The sequence below is a fragment of the Pseudoalteromonas sp. SWYJZ19 genome, assembly GCF_015864375.1.
Classification (GTDB): domain Bacteria; phylum Pseudomonadota; class Gammaproteobacteria; order Enterobacterales; family Alteromonadaceae; genus Pseudoalteromonas; species Pseudoalteromonas arctica.
The window spans coordinates 1-21,322 of the sequence record NZ_JADYXI010000034.1; the positions used below are offsets into that span (position 1 = coordinate 1).

Annotated in this window: 16 protein-coding genes; 2 read left to right on the plus strand and 14 right to left on the minus strand. The window is 38.4% G+C overall.

Features of this window, described 5'->3' with window-relative positions; genetic code table 11:
- Positions 1 to 945: 945 nt before the first annotated feature.
- From mdoH to I6F45_RS20300, 14 genes are all read right to left on the minus strand, one after another.
- Positions 946 to 2,907, minus strand: coding sequence for a glucans biosynthesis glucosyltransferase MdoH (gene mdoH, locus I6F45_RS20235; RefSeq protein WP_165726629.1), 1,962 nt, complete (start codon positions 2,905 to 2,907; stop codon positions 946 to 948).
- Positions 2,879 to 4,498 carry a glucan biosynthesis protein G gene (locus I6F45_RS20240; RefSeq protein ID WP_101216230.1) on the minus strand — a complete coding sequence of 540 codons (1,620 nt, stop codon included), beginning with the start codon at positions 4,496 to 4,498 and terminating at the stop codon, positions 2,879 to 2,881. The genes mdoH and I6F45_RS20240 overlap by 29 nt, the downstream gene beginning before the upstream one ends.
- 329 nt (positions 4,499 to 4,827) lie before the next feature.
- A complete protein-coding gene (locus I6F45_RS20245) occupies positions 4,828 to 7,560 on the minus strand; it encodes an ExeM/NucH family extracellular endonuclease (RefSeq protein ID WP_197161896.1) in 2,733 nt (910 codons plus the stop codon).
- Between the two features lie 128 nt (positions 7,561 to 7,688).
- Positions 7,689 to 8,699: a porphobilinogen synthase gene (gene hemB / locus I6F45_RS20250; protein ID WP_024609387.1), complete on the minus strand. Its 1,011-nt coding sequence runs from the start codon at positions 8,697 to 8,699 to the stop codon at positions 7,689 to 7,691.
- Positions 8,700 to 8,711: 12 nt separating this feature from the next.
- The gene (locus I6F45_RS20255) at positions 8,712 to 10,565 is read right to left on the minus strand and encodes a sensor domain-containing diguanylate cyclase (RefSeq protein WP_165740309.1); all 1,854 of its coding nucleotides are present in this window, start codon (positions 10,563 to 10,565) and stop codon (positions 8,712 to 8,714) included.
- On the minus strand, positions 10,565 to 11,350 hold the full coding sequence (locus I6F45_RS20260) for a TatD family hydrolase (protein WP_197119991.1): 786 nt from the start codon (positions 11,348 to 11,350) through the stop codon (positions 10,565 to 10,567). The genes I6F45_RS20255 and I6F45_RS20260 overlap by 1 nt, the downstream gene beginning before the upstream one ends.
- Positions 11,350 to 11,865 carry a hypothetical protein gene (locus I6F45_RS20265; RefSeq protein WP_024593820.1) on the minus strand — a complete coding sequence of 172 codons (516 nt, stop codon included), beginning with the start codon at positions 11,863 to 11,865 and terminating at the stop codon, positions 11,350 to 11,352. The genes I6F45_RS20260 and I6F45_RS20265 overlap by 1 nt, the downstream gene beginning before the upstream one ends.
- 1 nt (position 11,866) lies before the next feature.
- Positions 11,867 to 12,607: a twin-arginine translocase subunit TatC gene (gene tatC / locus I6F45_RS20270; RefSeq protein ID WP_165729105.1), complete on the minus strand. Its 741-nt coding sequence runs from the start codon at positions 12,605 to 12,607 to the stop codon at positions 11,867 to 11,869.
- A 48-nt stretch (positions 12,608 to 12,655) separates the two neighbouring features.
- Positions 12,656 to 12,988 carry a Sec-independent protein translocase protein TatB gene (gene tatB / locus I6F45_RS20275; protein WP_165729104.1) on the minus strand — a complete coding sequence of 111 codons (333 nt, stop codon included), beginning with the start codon at positions 12,986 to 12,988 and terminating at the stop codon, positions 12,656 to 12,658.
- Between the two features lie 5 nt (positions 12,989 to 12,993).
- Positions 12,994 to 13,242, minus strand: a complete 249-nt coding sequence (gene tatA, locus I6F45_RS20280) for a Sec-independent protein translocase subunit TatA (protein ID WP_165729103.1) — start codon at positions 13,240 to 13,242, stop codon at positions 12,994 to 12,996.
- Between the two features lie 80 nt (positions 13,243 to 13,322).
- On the minus strand, positions 13,323 to 14,927 hold the full coding sequence (ubiB, locus tag I6F45_RS20285; protein WP_197119992.1) for a ubiquinone biosynthesis regulatory protein kinase UbiB: 1,605 nt from the start codon (positions 14,925 to 14,927) through the stop codon (positions 13,323 to 13,325).
- 9 nt (positions 14,928 to 14,936) lie between these two features.
- Entirely contained in the window at positions 14,937 to 15,620 is a 684-nt protein-coding gene (locus I6F45_RS20290; RefSeq protein WP_197119993.1) for a ubiquinone biosynthesis accessory factor UbiJ, read from the minus strand.
- A gap of 11 nt (positions 15,621 to 15,631) precedes the next feature.
- Positions 15,632 to 16,387 (minus strand): bifunctional demethylmenaquinone methyltransferase/2-methoxy-6-polyprenyl-1,4-benzoquinol methylase UbiE, encoded by a 756-nt coding sequence (gene ubiE, locus I6F45_RS20295; protein WP_024589468.1) that lies wholly within the window; start codon positions 16,385 to 16,387, stop codon positions 15,632 to 15,634.
- 83 nt (positions 16,388 to 16,470) lie between these two features.
- Positions 16,471 to 17,457, minus strand: a complete 987-nt coding sequence (locus I6F45_RS20300; protein ID WP_007579862.1) for a GGDEF domain-containing protein — start codon at positions 17,455 to 17,457, stop codon at positions 16,471 to 16,473.
- A 358-nt stretch (positions 17,458 to 17,815) separates the two neighbouring features.
- Here I6F45_RS20300 and I6F45_RS20305 point away from each other — a divergent pair, with 358 nt between their 5' ends.
- Positions 17,816 to 19,594, plus strand: coding sequence for a DUF885 domain-containing protein (locus I6F45_RS20305; RefSeq protein ID WP_197119994.1), 1,779 nt, complete (start codon positions 17,816 to 17,818; stop codon positions 19,592 to 19,594).
- Between the two features lie 112 nt (positions 19,595 to 19,706).
- Entirely contained in the window at positions 19,707 to 21,173 is a 1,467-nt protein-coding gene (locus I6F45_RS20310) for an FMN-binding glutamate synthase family protein (RefSeq protein WP_007579865.1), read from the plus strand.
- Positions 21,174 to 21,322 lie beyond the last annotated feature (149 nt).

Consider the following 21,322-nt stretch of genomic DNA (forward strand, 5'->3'; position numbering starts at 1 on the left):
TATCAAGTAACCAATGACTAAGCATAAAAATACCCTCATAATCAAAAGATGATAAGGGTATTGTGAAGCAACCAAAAGATCGGTCAACCGATCAAAAATACCTTAACTGATCGGTGTTAGCACATGTTGCGGGTTTTTTATTACCTATAATTTGGTTTTATTTTTTTAGTTGTTTATAACTACTTTTTATTATTAATTAGTCCTATGTTACTAATTAATAAAAAGGTACTAGAAAGCAATTTATTTACCTCAATTACTTAATTGGTTGGTTTATAAGAGGTTAATTGTAAAGTAAATGTAACTGCATGAATTTTAAGAACTTCTATTGATGCATCTATATACGTAATGTAGAATACTAGCACTTTTAGACTAGAGCTCTAAAGTCAGATAAGGAAGTCTCCGCAGCAGAGACGTTTGCTATTAATTCTATATAAGACGTAACAATCATGAAATCTATTAAATTAGCACCAAACTGGTGGCTACAATTTACAAAATGCGTTTTAGCATTCAGCTTAATATTTTTAATTCATATTATATTTTCTGTGAACCTAAAAATTGTTTTTCTCACTGTAATGCCAGCTCTACTGATTATTACTACTTTTAATATTCTTCATCTTCGTTTTTTACATTGTTATAAAGCAGGCATTTGTTATACGCGTTTATGCACAAAGCGTTATATCAATAGCGAGGAAATTAGTTGCGTATCATTTAGTTCGTTTTTTCTTTTCAACATTTTTAAGGTGGAGTTAGATAATGGTAAAACGTTCCATTTTTATAACTGGCAACTTGATGATGAAACGCAATCAGCTATTTCTAAAATGTACTGCAATAAGTTAGCTAACAAAATTGAAAATATTAGCGATAAATGCAATGCTTGATCTTTAATTTAGATAGCAAAAAGGAGCGATTAATCGCTCCTTTTTTGTTTTTGTATTTTATAACGCGCTAATTAAACTTTTTTATAGCCTTAGCTTTTAGCGCTTTCATCTTTAGCCTGCGTGGCTTCTTAAAAGACTGGATAGGCATTGTTACCAACTGCTCTTGTGGTAGTGCCGGTATTGTTTGTGGATAAGCACCTTCCTTTGGTACCGAAATTTCTTTTAGATGTATTTTAAGTGCTTCTAGAGTTGAGTCGTTATCAACTTCACTAGGGCAAATAAATATACCTAACTTTCTTAGTTGTACACCGAGTTTAATGCTACTGGTATAACGGATAATCGGAGCGCCTAATACTAAGCCCAGCAATATAGGTGATAACCACCAAAAGAATACTGGTGTGAAGTAGTAAGCCGTACAACCCCATGCAATAGCCACAATAGTTGAGAATAACGTATAACCAAACGCCTCTTTCCACGGAACCATACGACCTTCGCGCGGTTGTGCATCCCACTTCACTTTTTTACCTAAAAACACACAAAGTACAAAGTAAGCATGAAATACCATCATTAATGGGGCAACAATAATAGCGAATACGGTTTCAATGATTGAACCTAGTATGAGCTTAAATGAACCACCAAAGCGTTTGTTTCTATGTATTAAGGTTACTATTATGCCCATTAGTTTAGGCATTAATAAAATAACAATAGTTAAATACAAGAGTGAATCAATCAGATCGGTTTTAGCTATTTGCCATGTAGGGAATAATTGATAAACACGGTTAAAGTACACATCACTATTTAATGCGCGCGTTACTGCATCAATAGTACTTAGCGCTAGCATTGAGAGCCAAATTAGTGATGAAATATAGGCTGTCGCACCGAGTAAAAAGTGTAGCTTACTCATTAATTTTAATTTTGATGATGATAGTAAACCTAAGTGCTGAATATTACCTTGCACCCAGCGTCTATCGCGTACAGCGTAGTCTAGAATGTTACTTGGTACTTCTTCATAGCTACCTTCAATATCTGATAGCAACAATACATCCCAACCAGCACTGTGAAGTAGTGAAGCTTCTACAAAGTCATGACTTAAAATTTCGCCGCCAAAAGGTGCATTACCTTTTAGTGTTGGCAAGCCACAGCACGTTATAAATGCTTCAACTCTAATGATTGCATTATGACCCCAGTAGTTGGCTTTATCAGTTTGCCAAAAAGCTGAGCCAGTAGCGAGCATTGGGCTATATAGCACTGACGCAAACTGTAAAAAGCGGCCAAAAAAGGTATCTTGACGAACAGGGATCGGAATAGTTTGGATCAGGCCTGCTTGTGGGTTGTTGAGCATACTTGTAGTAAGCTCTAACATACATTTCCCGGTCATTACGCTATCTGCATCAAGCACAATCATATGGTCGTACTGGCTGCCCCAGCGCTCACAAAAGTCGGTTAGGTTACCTACTTTACGGTGTTTGTTATCTTCGCGACGACGATAAAAAACGTTTTTAGCCGTATCACCTAAACGTTCACACAATGCATGCCATGCACTTAGCTCGTTTTTAGCTATTTCTGGGTCTTGCGTGTCGCTTAATAAGTAAAAATCAAAGTTTGCAAGTTGGCCTGTTTCTTTTAACGATTGCAGACTTACTTCAAAGCCCGCGATAACACGGTGGGTGTCTTCGTTGTAAATAGGCATTACAACGGCGGTTTTTTGGGCGTTAATTGCCTCACTATTAAACTCAATTGGTTTAATACGCTTTAGCGTAAGTGGGTCAATTCGTAATAGCTGTAATACAAAGCCGATTGTTCCACTACAAAATGCCGTTACAATCCAGGCAAAAGTGATTGAGAATAATACTAAAAGAGCATACTCAAGTAATGTCATACCGTTTGAGCTTAAAATCTCAAACATAATAGATATGCCGTAGCCAGATGTGCCAAGCGCTGCAATAGCAAATAGCCAAACTCTTAATGTTTTGAATGGCATTGGAGTGCCCTTACCTTTATTACTTGATGTCATTTGGGTACCAAACATAACTCCATACCTCGCTAATTTCTTTATCACGTAGTTTTAACGATAAACGCATATCAACGGGTTGATCGTCCTGTGGTGCAATTTTAAAGGCTACACGCCATCCGCGTGAATCAGGCAGTTTTTGTACATTCACGTCGGTTACTTCGCCTGTTGTAAGTTGAATGTCGGCATCTAGCTTTAACTGTTCAGAGAGTTGATTTATTTCTGACCCAGTAAAATCAACAGTAAATTGGCGATGGCTTTTTGGTGGAGGGTTGTCCTCACCAGGTAAAGCGGCGCTACCGATCCTTGTGCGCAGTACTCTCGCTTTCTCGTGCTGAGTTAAAACTGCATTAAAGGTCGTCATTTTGTAGCTTAGCTTTAATGAATCACCGGCTTTCATTGGCTTTTCTGGTACCCAGTAACTGACGATATTGTCGTTAGTTTCTGTGTCAGTAGGTATCTCTACAAGCTCTACACGGCCATTTCCCCATTCACCTTGTGGTTCAATCCATAGACTAGGGCGGTTGTGGTAATGTGCTTCTGTGTCCAGATAGTTATTAAAATCTCTGTCTCGTTGAGCTAACCCAAAACCTTTTGGATTATTGTATGAAAACGAAGTTACACTTAGCTGTGAAGGGTTGTTAAGAGGGCGCCATACCCATTTATCATCAGCAGATTGAGTTAATAGGCCATCCGAGTCATGAACTTCAGGGCGATAGTCATCAAAAAATTTGGTACTGTTTTCACCGTGGTAAAACATACTCGTTAATGGAGCTACGCCGAGCTTTTTAATATCTTTACGTGCAAATATCTGCATATCAACATCAACTAGCATATTAGTTGTAGGGTCAACACTAAACTTGTATGCACCCGATATAGATGGGCTATCTAATAATGCAAAAATGGTAATTTGTGTTTGGTCGGCCTTTGGTTTAACTAACCAAAACTCTTTGAACATTGGAAATTCTTCACCTGAATTTTCTGCAGTATCAATGGCAAGGCCTCTAGCTGATAATCCATAAACTTGCTGAGGGCCAACAACTCTAAAATACGATGCTCCCTGAAATACCATTACTTCGTCTTTATACTCGTTAGTATTTAACGGGTAATGTAAGCGAAATCCAGCATGGCCTAGTTGAGTATCCGCAACACTTTTAGCTATTTCTTCTTGTAGTGGTGCAGCAGTGCCATCGTATTGGTAAAAGTCAGTACTGAAAGGTAAGCGACTGCGTTTAGAGTCACTATCAACGGTATTTATTGTCACAGGTGTTTTATATAAAAAACCAGGATGGAATAATTGCAGCTCGTACAGGCCTTCATCTTTCCATACTGCTTTGTCTTTTTTAAATCGAATTGAACGGTAATCTTGATAATCAATATTGTTAAGTGCTTCAAGCTCAATGTTTTTAGGCGCCACGTATTCTTCGCTTGCTAACTTTTTAGCGCGGGCGCTAATTACGTCAAATAAGCTACTTTGTGGGATTGCTACATCAACGGTTGCAGCAATCGCTTGGTTGCTATTGCCCCAAGTCGAAAAAATAATAAGTAGACCCAGTAGTGGTGCTGACTTCTTTTGCCATTTAGGCAGATTTTGGGTTAGTTGTTTCATTCTCATTCCTTTATAAAAACACGACTTATTTTTACGTTTAGGGTAAATATTGATTTTATTTTGTAAGTATCTTCTAAATAACTTAGAGCAAAATTTAAACCTTAATAAAAATTCATATTTTTCAATAGGTAATATTTATATACATAATTCACTGAGGTTTTGTTGTGTAAAATTCACTCAAATGTATGTAGTTGTTACTGATTAATTACTAGAAGATTCACAGATCGTCTGAACATATTACGGGGGGTTTAATGAAGCTTGTCTGAATTACATTTGTATAAAATAAAAAAGCCGCAAGAGCGGCTTTTAAATGTTTAGATCTAACTTAGTTATTTCTTTTTAAATCGACGCACTATTGATAGTGGTGCTAAAAGAAGTGATAACCATAATAATGAACCTGCATCATTATCATCATCTGAGCGTAAGTTATTTACTTTCACGGCTACTTTTTCAACGTTAGATAAGTTACCCACGCTATCCTGAGCTTGCACTGTTAAAGTAATACGATTTTCAAATTCGTAATCAATCTCTCCAGCAACAATTAGCTGCCCCTGATTGTTAATAGAAACGCTGTCATTATCTGATGTAATAAATTTAACAACTGGTGATTCATCGGCATTTGGATCACTAAAATCGAGTGTGCCGATAATTGTTCCAATTGCGCTGTTTTCATCGACTGCAAAAACTTGATCAGCTTTAATAACTGGCGTTTGTTCTTCAGGTGTTAAAGTGATTTCAGATTTAATATCAATAATTACAGGGTCGTGATCTGATGCGCGGTATGCACTTTCAGAGTACAAACTAGATTGTTGACCTTCGCTTTTAAACTCTACATTGTAATCAAGAGAAATAGGTTCATCTGCGTTGATGTGCCAATCTGTTGCTGCGACAATTTTGCTAAGTAGTGATTGGGTAGCTACTGCATGATCTAAACTACCTGCGCGACCAGAAAAACTGTAAGAATAACCAAGCGTATCACCATCAATTTCTGCAACTACATTTTTGTAGCCTTTATCAGCAAATGCACGTATAGGATCTTCCATTGCGTAAGCATTCATATCGCCGACTAAAATAGTATCTTCGTCGTCAACACCGGTTGGTTTGCTATCAAGCCAATTTGCGAATGCATTAGCACCTTCTGTGCGTATTTCATTCCAACAGCCTTGTCCATCACCTGAATCTGCATTGTTTCCAGAAGCACTACCACAGCTTTTAGATTTAAGGTGTGACACAGCAACAGTAAATACTTCATCAGTTTCTAATGATTTAAAGCTTTGTGCAATTGGAGCACGGTTACTAAAATCAAATGGAGCCTCAGTCGTAATAGCAGCAGTACCTACTTCTTCTACTTTGTTAGTACGATAGATAAGTGCGGTAGTAATTGCATCGGTACCAATTTGATCTACGTTAAAATCAACAAATGCATAGTTGTTAGCACTATCAGCGTCATTTAACGCATCTACTAAGCTTGCAATTGCACTAAATTCGCCAAAACCATCATTTTCAATTTCCATTAAACCAACAACATCGGCCTGGATAGCGCTAATGGCACTTACAATTTTAGCTTCTTGGCGAGTAAATTCAGCTTCTGAATCTGCACCTCGGGCTGTCGGGAACCCTCCGCCTTGGCCATCACCATTAAAGTAATTAAGTACGTTAAAGCTAGCTACACGTAAATCTGCTTCAGCATTAAGTTCAGGCGCATTTTCACGTGCATTTGTTGCAATAAACGAAGGTGCTACAGTTGGGTGGATTCTGTAAAGGCTAAAGCTATAAGCAAGTGCCCCCGTAACCGTATTAACTGTATCGCCAGTACGTAATGTATTTTCTGCTGATAAGCCTGGAGTTGGGTAGGCTGTAGGGTCTAAGTTTTGTACTGTAGAGCCATCATCTAGTAAAATCTTTTTAAGTAGATTTTCAGTTTCAACTGCATTAGCTGCATCTCCAGGTAATGCAACTTGGGTACCTTGATACAAGCGTTCTGTTGCTAATTCAACTTCACCATATCGACCAAGGCCAAAGTTATTAGTTACTACTAATGGTTGTTCTAATGTAACTAACATACCTTCAAAAGCTTCTAAATCAGTTGTATCAGCTAAAGGTAAAGTGATTTTTGTAGCTGCTGCAGCTAAACCAGTGCCACATACGGCAACTTGGCTAACACTGCCGATTTGTGTTGCATCAAAATATTCTTCTACAGTACCTTGTACACGTACATGGTCGCCTACGTTTACGTCAATATCTGCAAAATAAACAAATACACCTTCAGAGGTGAGAGGATTTGCATCTATGTCAGCAGCAAGTGAGCTAACGAAAAAGCCTTTTAATTGATCATCATCTTGGAAGTCTGCGGTTACAATACCCTCAAACTCTACTAAAGTATTAACAAGCGGGCTTGCAGAGCTATCGCTTTGTATAGCGTTAATTAGTACTTTTTCTGCGCCACAAACAAGTGGTTCAAGTGGTTCTGGTTCTGGAATTGGTTCAGGAGCACTGCCTTCAGAACCAGAATGAGAACCTAATCCATCGAATGTATCTATATCAAATTGAACCCATTCATCGCTAGGGCTAAACGCTGATGTTGAATCAGTGCGGCCTGTTGTAATACTGTCTTTTCTACGGAGTGTTTTGTTTTGCGTTTGTGCTGAGGCATCAGACCAAAATGACCCTGGATCTACACCCACTTGACCAAAGCTATCGACTACAATACCATCTTTTGTTAACACAAGAGCATCGTCACCGTTGTAAAATGTAACAGTGCTAGTAGTATCGGAAATACTTAGTATGTCTTCAATTGCGCCGGAGTTGGCAATTACGTATGTTGTATTTGCAGCTAATTCACCTGTTAAAGCAATAGAATTTCCTACAGTATCGCTACCGTTTGAATACAGTCCTAATGTGTATCCATCAAGTACTATTGAGGTAGGTGCATTATTATAAAGCTCAATTGCTTTATTATTACTGCTTCCCTCTATGTATTCTGAAATGATTAGATCTGCAGAGGCTGGTGCACTGAGACTTGCTATAACAAGTGCGAGTGGTGTTATTTTTGTTTTAAACATTTTTTTATTATTCCCGTGTATTAATCCCAAAATGGGACACCAGTTTAGAGAATAAATATGACGAAAATAATACAAAAATGTAAACGAATGTAAATAAAAGGCGGTTTAGCCGCCTTTTTATAAAAACCTTACTTTTTAGCTAGGTATTGTGCGGCTTGCTTAGCAAAATAGGTCAATATTCCATCAGCGCCTGCACGCTTAAATGCAAGTAAAGACTCCATTATAGTAGCTTCCTCACTTAACCAACCGTTATCAATAGCTGCTTTGTGCATTGCATACTCGCCACTTACCTGATATGCGAAAGTAGGTACACCAAACTCGTCTTTAACACGACGTACAATATCTAAATAAGGCATGCCAGGCTTAACCATGACCATATCAGCGCCTTCTTGTAAGTCTAATGCGACTTCACGTATTGCTTCATCAGAGTTTGCTGGGTCCATTTGGTAGGTTTTTTTATCGGCACCTTTTAAGTTCCCAGCAGAACCTATTGCGTCTCTAAATGGGCCATAGTAGCTAGATGCATATTTAGCTGAGTAGGCCATAATACGGGTATGTACAAACCCATCAGCTTCAAGTGCTTCACGAATTGCAGCAATACGGCCATCCATCATGTCCGAAGGGGCAATTACATCAGCGCCCGCTTCTGCATGCGAGAGTGCTTGTTTAACTAAAATTTCGGTGGTTACGTCGTTTATTACATAGCCTGTGTCATCAATAATGCCGTCTTGGCCGTGCGTCGTGAATGGATCAAGTGCACCATCAGTAATTACACCCAACTCAGGAAAGGCTTCTTTTAAAGCGCGAACAGTGCGTTGCACTAAGCCATCGTCATTATATGCTTCTTCGGCAAATAGTGATTTTTTGTCCGCAGGGGTTACCGGAAAAATAGCAACGGCAGGTACGCCAAGATCAACAAGTTCTTTTGCCTCAAGTAATAGTAAATCTATCGATAGACGTTCAATACCAGGCATTGATTCAATTGCTTCGCGACGATTTTTACCTTCTAGTACAAATACAGGGTAAATTAAATCGTTTACGCTAAGTTGATTTTCGGCCATTAAGCGGCGAGAAAAGTCGCTGCGGCGCATTCTGCGCATGCGAGTATACGGGAAAAGGTCTAATCCTGATTGGGCCATATTAATATGCTCCTACTGTGGTAATGGAAAAGTGATTACTTGATTACGGCCATGTTGCTTTGCGTAATAAAGTGCTTTGTCGGCGCACTCAGTAAAAATTTGAGGGCTGCTAACATCATCAGCAATGCTGGTGTATACACCAGCGCTAATTGTAAATTGAATATCATTATTGGCAACCGTTACTGTACTGGCTGAGATAGCGGCTCGTATTTTTTCAGCTATGTCTTGTGCACCTTCGCTGGGGGTATTAGGTAATAGCACCACAAACTCTTCACCGCCATAACGAGCAACTTCATCGAGTGGTCGCTTTAAATGATCTTTTATAAGGTCAGATACAGCTTTAATAACTTGATCGCCAATTATGTGTCCGTATGTATCGTTAATGCTTTTGAATCGGTCTATATCAAGCATAACAATACTAAGCGGCGTTTGTTCTCGGCGAGACCGACGAATCTCCATTATTAGCTTTTTATCAAAAAAGCGTCTGTTTTTTATTCCGGTTAAAGCGTCTTCGGTATTGAGTAACTCAAGTGAGCGGTTTTTTTCTTCAAGTTCTCTGAGTGTAACTTGTAATTCAAAGGTGCGTTCGTCGACTTGTGATTCGAGTTCTTGGCGTGTTTTTTCTTGTAACTTTAAGCGCTCTTTAAGTAGCGTATCTTGAGCTGCATTTTCAGCAATCAAGGTTTGCTGAGCAATTACTTCTTCATCACGTTGCAAAATAAATAACTTCATTACACTGTAGCATAGACAAAATGTGCAGCTAAAAAAGCATGTAAATACAAATGCTAATGTACTTCTGTCAAAGGCGTATAACCCTATTACTGCAACAATAAAATAAAGCATCACCACCAAGAAAAAAACTAATACGAGCAGTAGCGCTTTATTAGGTTTAGAAGGTGATAAACGTATGCACATAAGTGTAGTTGCAATATAAAAGCCTAAAACGATTGGGATAGTAGTTAAGCAAAATAGTGTCACTATATGGGTTGGAAATAGCCAAATAAACAATAACGAGACACCTAATGCATTAACTATCACTTTTTGAACCGTTAGTAAAAAAGAGGGCTTTGGATGGCAAATTTGCTTTTGTAAAGGCAAAAACATTAAAGCAATAAGCATAAGTAATATAGGGATCATAACTTGCTGTAACACTGGCAAATTAGGGTGAATATATTTCAGGCCAAAGCCACAAATGTAGGCTAATAAGCTACCTAATGTGAGGGTAATTAAACCAGCATAAACAAAATAACGTTTACGTGAAAAACTATATAAAACTAAGCAACTCACGCCTAAAGAAAATATAAAACCAATCAATAAGCCATAGAGTAAATTAAGTTTACCTTTATGTGCCAAATAAGCTTCTGGTTGCCACAGCGTTAAAGGGACTCGCAAGCCGGAGCTATTCGTCACTCTCATAATAATAATGGTTTCGCTATTTGCAGGGCTAATTAGTTTAACTAATAAAGATTCACTCTTAATCGCACGTTTATTAAGGGGGTATCCATCGCCAATTTGGGTGTGAGAAATTAATTGCGAGTTATGTAACTGATATACTTGAACGTCGTTTAGCAGAGGGTTGTTTAGTGACAACAGTTGTTCGGTATCATAACTAAGCGTGTTTTTTATTTTAAATTTCATCCATACAGAACGCTGCTCAAGACCTAGGTTAAGAGGTTTACCTGTGTTTTTTTGCCACTGTATATGGCTACTTTGTTGTGCATCTAATAGCGAAGTTGGTTCAAAAGAGTAATGCAGGTTATTAATGTCTTGGGAGTTAAAATCATGTTTTATTATTACAGGGCTTGCGAAAGAGCAAAAAGTGCAAAGAAGCATCAATAAACTTAGTAATGCTTTTGCGCACGCCATTAGCAGCTCTTTAAACCAAAAACATTGTAAAAGTTTTCTGTAGTTTTGTGGGCCACAACTTCTTCATCTATTTGATAAAGTTGTGCAACCGTTTGACAGATATAAGGAAGCAGAGCGGGTTCATTTTTACGCGATTTAGGTTTTGGCTTAACTGTTCGTGGAATTAAAAATGGTGCATCAGTTTCTATTAATAATCGATCTAGAGGAATGCTAGGCACTAGTTGTTGTAAATCTTTACCACGCCTTTCATCACATACCCAACCCGTTATACCAATATACAGACCTAAATCTAAATATTGCTTTAGAGCTGCTGAGTTACCCGTAAAGCAGTGGAGTACACCGCGAATATTAAACTCTTTTAAAATACTTAGCATGTCGTCACTTGCATCACGTTCATGTAAGTAAACAGGTAAATCTAATTTTTCGGCAAGTGCTAGGTGGCGTCTAAAAACACTACGCTGTACATCGCGAGGCGAAAAGTCACGGTTATAATCAAGGCCGCATTCACCAATCGCTATGACTTGCTTATTGTTTGCAAGTGCAGTTAATTGTGCTTCTAATTCATTCGTCGCCGATTTAGCATCATGTGGGTGGACACCCGCCGTAGAATATTGGAGATATTTTATCGCAAGTTCAAGTGATTGCTGACTACTCGCAATATCACAACCTATAATAAGCATATTTGTAACACCGGCTTCGCTTGCACGGGTAATTACATCATAATGCTGGTCATCAAATTGATGATTAGTTAAGTTAACTCCAGCATCAATTAACGTATATGACATTATTTAGTACGTTTAACGCGAATAGAGCGGTTTTTACCGTCTTGTTTCAGTAAAAAGGAGTTGAATGCACCGCGGCTGATTACAATTGTATCGTTTTCTTTTAAACGCATGCTGTCAGAGCCAATTTGACGCCATTGTTGGCCGTTATCTAGCGAAATAATTAACTCGCCATAAGCTGCTTCTTTCACTGAAGTAACCATAGCTTTAATTTCAGTCTCTTTTTCTACCTGTGATTCTTTGTGCTCTAAGCCAAAATCGTCAGTTTTTGCCTTTGCTTGCATTGGTGCAGCAGCTACGGCTTGAGGTACATTGTTAGCCGTTGGTGGAGTGAGTGTTTTTGTTATTGTTGGCTTTGTTAGTGATTTACCAGCAATTGTATTGTCATAGCAAAGTAATCGGTTAAAGTCATTTTCAATAAAGCTACATGCTTGCAGGGCCTGAGTATTAAATTCAGTTTGCGCAGCAAAAGTTGGGGCACTTAATAAAACCAATAGTGAGAGTAGTTGTTTTTTCATTTTATTCCTCAGATTCTTTTTGTGGTTTGGCGGTATAAAATTTTGCTAAAATTAAACCTAGTTCAAACAAAAGAAGCATCGGAAATGCTAATAATGTTTGTGATAAAACATCAGGCGGTGTTAAAAACATTGCCACTACAAATACACCCACCACGATATAAGGGCGCTTTTCTTTTAAGCTTTTTGTTGTTGTTGCGCCACTCCAGCATAGCAGCATAATAGCTACTGGAATTTCGAAAGCGACACCAAATGCAAAAAATAGTTTTAATACGAACCCTAGATAGCTAGCGATATCGGGTGCGAGAGTCATCATCTCAGGACCTGTGCTTGTAAAAAAACCTAATATAATTGGTAGTACTGCAAAATAACAAAAAGCGATACCACCATAAAACAAGACAACGCTTGAGATTAGTATAGGTATTAGCATTTTTTTTTCATTTTGGTACAAGCCAGGAGCTATAAACCCCCAAATTTGATGAAGTATCCATGGAGTAGATAATAAAGCTGCAACAAAAAAAGTAAGCATCATAGGGACTATAAAAGGGTCACTCACATTTATAGCTATCATGGTCGCGCCATTAGGTAAATGAACCACTAATGGTGCAGCTATAAGTTCGTAAATATCATCTTTAAAATAAAACAGTGCGATAAAAAATAATAAAATGCTCAATAGTGCTTTTATTAGTCGATCACGTAACTCAATTAAATGAGATACAAACCCCGATTTTACTTCCTCAACCATTATTTTTTATACCATGTAGTAAGTTGACCACAAAGTGAGAGATAAACTTCACTTTTTTTCATCAAGTTGTTGGCTATTTGATGTATCCGGTTGTTGTTTCTTGTAGCTGTGAGTAACTGACTCAGCCGCTTTTTGTAGCTCTGTTAATGAGCTTTGTAGCTCAGGGCTTAAATCTTTTAGTTCTTGTTGTTCTGCTTTTTTAAGGTTTTCGTGAAGTTCATGAATACGCAGTTCTTCACTTACTTCTGCTTTTACCGAGTTGGCAACCGACTTAGCGGTTTTAACCCATTTACTAACGGTTCTAATAGCAACAGGTAAGCGCTCAGGGCCGAGTACCACTAAGCCAACAATAAAAACTACAACAAGTTCCCACATACCCATACTTATTAAACCTTATTGTTATCTTTGGTTTTTTCAGTATTGATTGAGTCGCCAACGGTGCTTTTTTCTGATTGTTGAATTTGCTCTGATTTTTCTTGCTCGTTAGCTTGATCATCCGACATTGCTTTTTTGAAGCCTTTAACAGCGCCCCCAATATCACCACCCATACCGCGTAGTTTTTTTGTGCCAAAAAGCAAAACTATGATCGCCAAAACAATTAATAATTGCCAAATACTAATACCACCAAAACCCATGGTTTTCTCCAATATATAAAATGGTTAAATGTCTATTTTAAATACTAATTATACGCCAAATAGCGTAAATAGCACTCAGTTTATGCGCTGCGCCATGCTGCTATAAAGCTAATAACAGATAAGCCTATTGCAATACTTGCAGCTACTAAATCGTACTGTAAATAACAAAGTGTTGCCATGATCATTGTAGCACTACCAAATAAACCTAAAATTAAAGGTTTATGAGATACCTTTTGTTCTTGAGGTTGATGAGCGTGTGGTGCACGTTTTAAATTTTTGTAAATTAGATCGGGTAGCTCGGGCATTTTTTCAGCCCAAAATGGTAAGTTAGCATACATTTGTTTCAATATAGATAACGGGCCGACTTGTTGCTTTACCCAATCTTCTAAAAAGGGTTTGGCTGTTTTCCATAAGTCGAGTTGCGGATACAGCTGACGTCCTAATCCCTCAACGTATAATAAGGTTTTTTGTAGTAGGACTAACTGTGGTTGTACCTGCATGTTAAAACGACGTGCGGTATTAAATAAATTTACGAGCACGTGACCAAATGAAATTTCAGCAAGGGGCTTATTAAATATAGGCTCGCATACGGTACGAATCGCAAATTCAAATTCTTCAATGCTAGTATCGTGTGGTATCCAGCCAGAATCAACATGCAACTGTGCTACTTGGCGGTAATCGCGATTAAAAAAGGCAATGAAGTTTTCGGCTAAGTAGCGTTTGTCTTCTTTACTTAAAGTACCAACAATACCGCAATCAATACCGATATACATTGGATTTTCAGGATGCTCGCGAGAAACAAATATATTGCCTGGGTGCATATCGGCATGAAAAAAGCTGTCCCTAAACACTTGCGTAAAAAATACCTCTACGCCGCGTTCAGCCAATAACTTCATATTGGTGTTTTGCGCCATAAGCGCATCTTTATCAGATACAGGTATACCGTAAATACGCTCCATTACGAGGATATTACTGCGGCTGTAATCACTATACACTGCAGGTATATACAATGACTCAGAACCTTCAAAGTTACGCTTTAGCTGTATGCCATTGGCACCTTCTCGCATTAAATCGAGTTCATCAAGAAGCGTTTTTTTATACTCCTTAACAACTTCGACAGGACGAAGACGTTTTGATTCGTTGTGTACCTTAGCGAGGACTTTGGCAAGTTTTTCCATTAACGCCAAGTCTGCATTAATTTGCTCGTGAATATTTGGTCGAATGACTTTAATTACGACATCTTGCTCAATGCTGTGTTCATCAATCAGCTTTGCTGTATGTACTTGTGCTATTGATGCTGACGCTAATGGTGTTTGTGAAAACTCACTAAACAATTCGCTTATGTCGTTAATTTCGAGTGCTTTTTCAATTATTTTTTGGGCTAGCTCACCTTCAAAAGGTTCCACTTGGTCTTGTAAAAATGCCAGCTCTAAAGCGATATCATGTGGGAGTAAATCACGACGGGTTGAGAGCATTTGACCAAATTTAATCCAAACAGGGCCAAGCTCTTGCAGTGCTAAACGTAAGCGTAAACCATGAGATTTTTCTTTGTGTTGATTACGTAGCCAAAATAAACTGCCGCGAGCTACTTTACCAAACCAAGGGATCTTATGTTTTGGAATTAGTTCGTCTAGCCCATAGCTAAGTAACGTTTTGGTGATGTTATATAAACGTGCAGTCGACACAAAAAATCCTTAGCGGGTGTTTGAAGGTGAAAAAGAGTTTAACAAGGTATTTATACGCTGCTCAACAGCAGCGACTTGGCCTTTGAGTTCTCTATTTTTTTGTTTAAATTGCTCAAGTTCTAATGGGTGAATAGTAATTGCGAGCTCATCTTGGCATAAACTTGTAAGCATTGTACTTATTTTAGTGTTGGTTTTGCTGCTCTTTTGTTTTAGTTTTTTTAAGTGCAGATATAACTGCTGAGCGGGGGTATCACCAATGTATCTAGAGAGCTGTTCAGGCCAATCAATATCAATGCCTGAAAACGCATTGCTATAAGTTTGCGCAATATTTAAGTCGCCTTGCAAGTCGAGCTTATCTTGGCGAATTAATTGGGTAAGCATTGCTGGGTTTTTGAGCGCTAAAAGCGTACCTATGTCGGCGCTGATCATACAATCTGCGTTTTCATTGCTTTGGGCACTATATAAGTGTAATTGCTCAGCGCTATAAACAAGTTGGATGCTTTGTTGCCAGTCTCTTACTTCAACCACTAAGCGCTGATGTTTAACGGCGCTTAGCTTTTGAGATAATTGTGGGTCAAGGCTAAGTGCTTGATTTAGTACACGCTCAATAAGCGAAAGTACAAAATTAGGTAACATAAAAAATTCAGATGGCATTGCATCATTATTATTTTTTGTTATTTTCTCAAGCGCCATAACTGCTAGCCTTAATATTTAAAACCACGGTGCAGCGCAACAATTCCGCCTGTGAGGTTTTGGTATGTTGTTTGCTCAAAGCCTGCATCTTCCATCATCGCTTTTAGCGTGTCTTGATCTGGATGCATACGAATAGATTCAGCTAAATACTTATACGATTCACTGTCGTTAGCAACTAGCTTACCCATTGTAGGCAATAAATTAAATGAGTAAAAATCGTAAGCTTTACTAAGTACGTCATGTTCTGGTTTTGAAAACTCTAAAACAAGTAAACGACCACCTGGCTTTAAAATGCGGTACATAGAGCGTAATGCTTTGTCTTTATCGGTGACGTTACGTAAGCCAAAGGCAATAGTGATCACATCAAAGCTATTATCTGGGAACGGCAGCATTTCTGCATTCATTTGTACGTAGTCGATATTGCCCACTAATCCAAGATTATGCAGTTTTTCACGACCAACTTTAAGCATAGATGAGTTTATATCACCCAAAACAACTTGACCCGTTTCGCCCACTAATTGGCTAAACTTTGCCGTTAAGTCGCCAGTGCCGCCGGCTAAATCGAGTACATGATGGCCTTTACGAACACCTGAGCTTGCAATAGTTTGACGTTTCCATAAACGATGCACCCCAAAAGACATTAAATCATTCATTACATCGTATTTTGCAGCTACTGAGTGAAATACATCAGCAACCATAGAAGCTTTATCGTTCTCGGCTACTGTTTTATAACCAAAATGCGTGGTCTTTTGTTCGGTTTCGTTCATGATTAATCTCTATCGTGACAATAGAGGTTAGTGTACTTTATTGTACACAGTAGGTGCAATTTGAATATGATTTATCAGGTAATTTATTGCCCTGCAGTGTAACTACTTTGACCTAATGAACGTGCTTTAAAAGCCGCATGAGATGCTTTTTTTGCTAACTGATTAAAATCATCTTCTTGTTGATGCTGAGCAATTCCTAGTGATAAGCCAATACTTGGTAGCTTGATACCTGTTTTTGAACTAACAAAGCGTAGCTTTTCGACCCCATTTCGTACTTTTTCGGCAATAACATTAGCTGTATCTGGGTCTATGTCGGCGAGGAGAACAGTAAATTGATCTTTTGCTGTGCGACCAGGTAAGCCACTTTGAAAAACATATTTTTGCACTTGCTTAGCGACTTTACTCAAAATGACTTCACCAATAATATCACCATAATTTTTAGTAAAGTGATCAAGGTTGTCTATTTGAATCGCTATTGCGCAAATAGATTTTTGTTGATTAGTCCACACTTGGGTTTGTTGCGTTAAATAATGGCGCTTATAAAGCCCTGTTTGGCTATCAATAATATGCTGTTTACGAAGTTGAGTTAGCTGCTTTTGTGTTTTTTCGTGTAGTTGTTTGGCTTTGCTTAGTTCTTGCTTAAATTGCTTATGTTGGTTGAGTAATTCGGCGGTTTGATTATGAAGAACTTCAAGCGCTTGACGGCTTTGTTCTATGTTGTTCTCATCTAGCGAATGTACGCATTCGCTCACTTGACCCGCAAAGCGAATTATTTGCTTTTCAGTAGCTTGAGAATTTTGAGAAAGTGAGTTTATAACACCATCAACATTTTGAATCATGTTGACTTGCGCTTTGTGGCCAGTATTTAAAAACTCAGAATGTAGTTGTTCAATTAAAACGCTATCTATATTGTCTTCAACAGCGATAGCACGGTCTAAAGCTTTATTTAGCTTGAGATTAGTTTGACTGGTATAAGCATAAATAACTTGATAATTCAGCGGCGTAGGTGGGAGCGTATAGCGCTCTAAAAAAACACACACTTTGGTCATTTTTTCTTGTGCAATAGCCATGGAATCATGGAACATCATTTTAAATACCAACTAAGTACGCATAAGTGCAAATTTTAAAATATCTCATTCCATGAGGCGGTTATGCGTCCGAGCTTTTTATTATTTTTTTATACAGTAATCATTATCCGAGCTATTTAAAAGCAAAAACGATAGTTAGGGAACTTAAATTTTGCTTTAGCAGCTTAATCGCTGTTTTTCTCATCAATTAGGCTGGTTTTTACTTCATTTAATGTATGTAACGTATTAATACACTTGGTATAAGTAGGGATTATTACTATGAGGTTGGTCTCATTTACTTGCTATTTATTTACCCTACGATAGCTTTATGAAATTAATAACACTGCTAAGTTACATTATAATGAATCATTTTTTAATTAAGCCCCTTCGCCAATCTTTATTTGGTATCACGGTTTTGTGCTCATTAAGTGCATGCCAAATGACCATGCAAAATTCAGATCAACAATTTACTCAAGTAGCGCAAAGTATTGTTGATTATAGAGAAAGTATTAACCCTTACGATAGTGTAGGTGGTGTTGAAGGTTATTTATTACCAAATTTATCCCCTGAATTTTTAGCGCAAGAATATAAAAATAAAACGCGATTACTTGCTGAATTAGACACTATTAATATTGAAAAGCTAAGCGATGAAAATCAAATTAACTTCGATATTATTCGAGCTCAAGTACAAAACAGTGTCGATGAATATGTATTTAATGCGCACTATATGCCGCTCACCTCTGAATATGGGTTTCATTCTGGTTTGTCGTACATAATAAATAGCTCTCAATATAAAAACCCGGAAGATTACCAAGTGTATCTTGCACGATTGGCGCAAGTTCCACGCTTTTTTGAGCAAAACATGTATTGGATGACAAAAGGACTTGAAACTGGGCTTACTCAACCTAGAGCTGTATTAGAAGGTTATGAAGATTCAATTAATGCTTACATTGTTGACGATGTAACTACGTCTGAATTTTATAAACCATTTTTAACTAACACAGCTGGTTTAAGTGAAAGTGAATTTAAAGCACTACAACAAAAAGCTAAAAATATTATAAAAGAAGAGGTTATAAAATCTTATAAAGATTATTTAGCGTTTTTTACGCAGCAATATCGACCTGGTGCACGTACAAGTATTGGTATATCAAATACACCTAATGGCGAAGCGTTTTATAAAAATAGAGCTAAGTACTACACCACTACCGATATGACACCTAAAGAGATTCACGAACTTGGCTTAAAAGAAGTTGAGCGAATTCGTAGTGAAATGGAAAACGTAATAGCAGAGGTAGGTTTTAAAGGCACGTTTGCCGAATTTATCCACTTTTTACGCACTGATCCACAATTTTACGCCACAACACCAGAGCAACTTTTAAAAGAAGCATCTTATATTGCTAAAAAAATGGATGCACAACTGCCTAAATTATTTCATACCTTGCCGCGCAAACCTTATGGTGTAGCACCTGTACCGGCAAGTATTGCACCTAAATACACAACCGGTCGATATTCAGGCTCTAATCGAGATGATGAAGCAGGGTATTATTGGGTAAATACTTACGCTTTAGATAAGCGCCCTTTGTATGTTTTAGAAGCATTAACGCTGCACGAAGCCGTGCCAGGTCATCATTTACAGATATCACTTAATGCAGAGCTTGAAAATCTGCCGAGCTATCGCCGTGATGCTTACCTCTCGGCATTTGGCGAAGGTTGGGGGCTTTACTCTGAGTATTTAGGTTTAGAGGCAGGCTTTTATCAAGACCCATATAGCCGTTTTGGTCGTTTAACGTATGAAATGTGGCGAGCAGCGCGTTTAGTTGTTGATACAGGTATGCATATGTATGGCTGGAGTCGCGAGCGTGCCATGAACTTTATGAGCGAAAATACAGCGCTTTCGTTGCATAACGTTAAAACCGAAACCGATCGTTATATTACATGGCCTGCACAGGCGCTTTCGTACAAAATAGGTGAGCTTACTATTAAGCGTTTACGCATTGAAGCAGAGCAAGCGCTAGGAAAAAGCTTTGATATTCGTGAATTTCATCATCAAATATTACGCCATGGTTCAGTGCCTTTATCGGTACTTGAAACGCAAGTGCGTTTATATATAAAAGCAGAGTTAGCTAAACAACAGAATTAGATATAAGGCAGTTAAAGCCTTGAACAAATAAAAGTGTTATGTCATTTTGGTGGTATAGCACTTTTTTATTTTAAAAACAGTCATCAAGGGGCCTTGGGTGAGTAATTTTATAATGTTTAGTATTGATGTATTTGCAAGTATGTTTATTGTTGTTTTAGGGTTGTTGGTTTTAATCGTTGTCGTTTTTTATATTCGAGATGTAACACAAACCAAGCATGCTATTAGACGTAATTACCCTGTTATTGGTCGCTTTCGATATTTTTTTGAACGCCAAGGTGAGTTTTTTAGACAGTACTTTTTTGCTCAAGATAGAGAAGAAATGCCGTTTAACCGCGCAGAGCGAAGTTGGGTTTATCGTGCAGCAAAAGATGTTGACCGTACGGCTGCATTTGGCTCCACGCAAAGCTTAGAAGTAACTGGTACGGTTATGTTTATGAACTGTGCATTTCCTACTTTAGACGAAGAAGCGCTCGACCCGAGTAATGTTACTTTGGGTCCATACTGTAAAACACCTTACACGACCAACTCGTTATTCAATGTGTCTGGTATGAGTTTTGGTGCGCTTTCAAAGCCAGCTGTACGAGCCTTATCAAAAGGGGCAAAACTAGCGGGTTGTTGGATGAACACCGGTGAAGGGGGGTTAAGTCCTTATCACTTAGAAGGTGGTGCCGATTTAGTGTTTCAGATTGGTACAGCTAAATATGGTGCACGAGACGAGCATGGAAATTTAAGTACCGAAAAGCTAAAAGAAATAGCGGCTCATGAACAAGTAAAAATGTTTGAACTTAAAATGAGCCAAGGTGCAAAACCAGGTAAAGGCGGTATGTTACCAGGGCGCAAAGTTAACGCCGAAATAGCTAAAATTAGGGGCATACCAGAAGGGCAAGATTCTATTAGCCCCAATGGTCATCCTGAAATTAAAAACCCAGCCGATATTCTCGATATGATTGCCACTGTGCGTAACGCGACAGGTAAACCTACAGGGTTTAAAGCCGTTATTGGTGCTTACGGATGGTTAGAAACGTTGTTCGCTGAAATAAACCACCGTGGTATAGAGTCCGCGCCTGACTTTATTACCATAGATAGTGCTGATGGTGGTACGGGCGCAGCACCACAACCGCTTATGGATTCAGTGGGTTTACCACTGCGCGAAAGTTTACCGCTTGTAGTTAATATGCTTGAAAAACATGGACTGCGAGATCGTATTAAAATAATCGCGTCTGGTAAATTAATTGTTCCTTCAAAGGTGGCTTGGGCGTTAGCGCTCGGTGCTGATTTTGTTGTATCGGCTCGAGGGCATATGTTTGCACTGGGCTGTATTCAGGCAATGCAATGTAATAAAGATACCTGTCCGACCGGGATCACTACGCATAACGAGCGTTTGCAACGCGGCTTAAATGTAGCTGATAAAGCGCAACGAGTAGCTAACTATAATAAATACATTCATTACGGAGCTGGGCTAATAGCTCATTCTTGTGGTGTGACTAGTGCACGCGAATTAAAACGTGAACATGTACGTATAGTGCAAGAAAGTGGTTTATCAGAACCGCTCGATAAAATTTACGAAAACTATAAGTAAGTTTTTAACTAACTAAAAAAGGCGCTAATAGCTGTCTCTTGATCACAAGTCTGGCTCAAGAGATTTTGCTAAATCGTAGCCTTCCAGGATGGCTTGTAACTTAAGCCATCCTTGCCATAACACTTTCACAGATGCACGCCCTGTGCGCT

Bases quoted from the DNA above. Each gene is read 5' to 3' on its own strand.
- I6F45_RS20265 (WP_024593820.1), bottom strand. From the start codon at position 11,865: ATGAAAAAACAACTACTCTCACTATTGGTTTTATTAAGTGCCCCAACT.
- tatA (WP_165729103.1), bottom strand. From the start codon at position 13,242: ATGGGTTTTGGTGGTATTAGTATTTGGCAATTATTAATTGTTTTGGCG.
- I6F45_RS20290 (WP_197119993.1), bottom strand. From the start codon at position 15,620: ATGGCGCTTGAGAAAATAACAAAAAATAATAATGATGCAATGCCATCT.
- I6F45_RS20255 (WP_165740309.1), bottom strand. From the start codon at position 10,565: ATGGCGTGCGCAAAAGCATTACTAAGTTTATTGATGCTTCTTTGCACT.
- I6F45_RS20310 (WP_007579865.1), top strand. From the start codon at position 19,707: ATGTTTAGTATTGATGTATTTGCAAGTATGTTTATTGTTGTTTTAGGG.
- tatC (WP_165729105.1), bottom strand. From the start codon at position 12,607: ATGGTTGAGGAAGTAAAATCGGGGTTTGTATCTCATTTAATTGAGTTA.
- I6F45_RS20240 (WP_101216230.1), bottom strand. From the start codon at position 4,498: ATGAAACAACTAACCCAAAATCTGCCTAAATGGCAAAAGAAGTCAGCA.
- I6F45_RS20260 (WP_197119991.1), bottom strand. From the start codon at position 11,350: ATGTCATATACGTTAATTGATGCTGGAGTTAACTTAACTAATCATCAA.
- I6F45_RS20245 (WP_197161896.1), bottom strand. From the start codon at position 7,560: ATGTTTAAAACAAAAATAACACCACTCGCACTTGTTATAGCAAGTCTC.
- I6F45_RS20305 (WP_197119994.1), top strand. From the start codon at position 17,816: ATGAATCATTTTTTAATTAAGCCCCTTCGCCAATCTTTATTTGGTATC.
- I6F45_RS20300 (WP_007579862.1), bottom strand. From the start codon at position 17,457: ATGGCTATTGCACAAGAAAAAATGACCAAAGTGTGTGTTTTTTTAGAG.
- tatB (WP_165729104.1), bottom strand. From the start codon at position 12,988: ATGGGTATGTGGGAACTTGTTGTAGTTTTTATTGTTGGCTTAGTGGTA.
- mdoH (WP_165726629.1), bottom strand. From the start codon at position 2,907: ATGTTTGGTACCCAAATGACATCAAGTAATAAAGGTAAGGGCACTCCA.
- hemB (WP_024609387.1), bottom strand. From the start codon at position 8,699: ATGGCCCAATCAGGATTAGACCTTTTCCCGTATACTCGCATGCGCAGA.
- ubiE (WP_024589468.1), bottom strand. From the start codon at position 16,387: ATGAACGAAACCGAACAAAAGACCACGCATTTTGGTTATAAAACAGTA.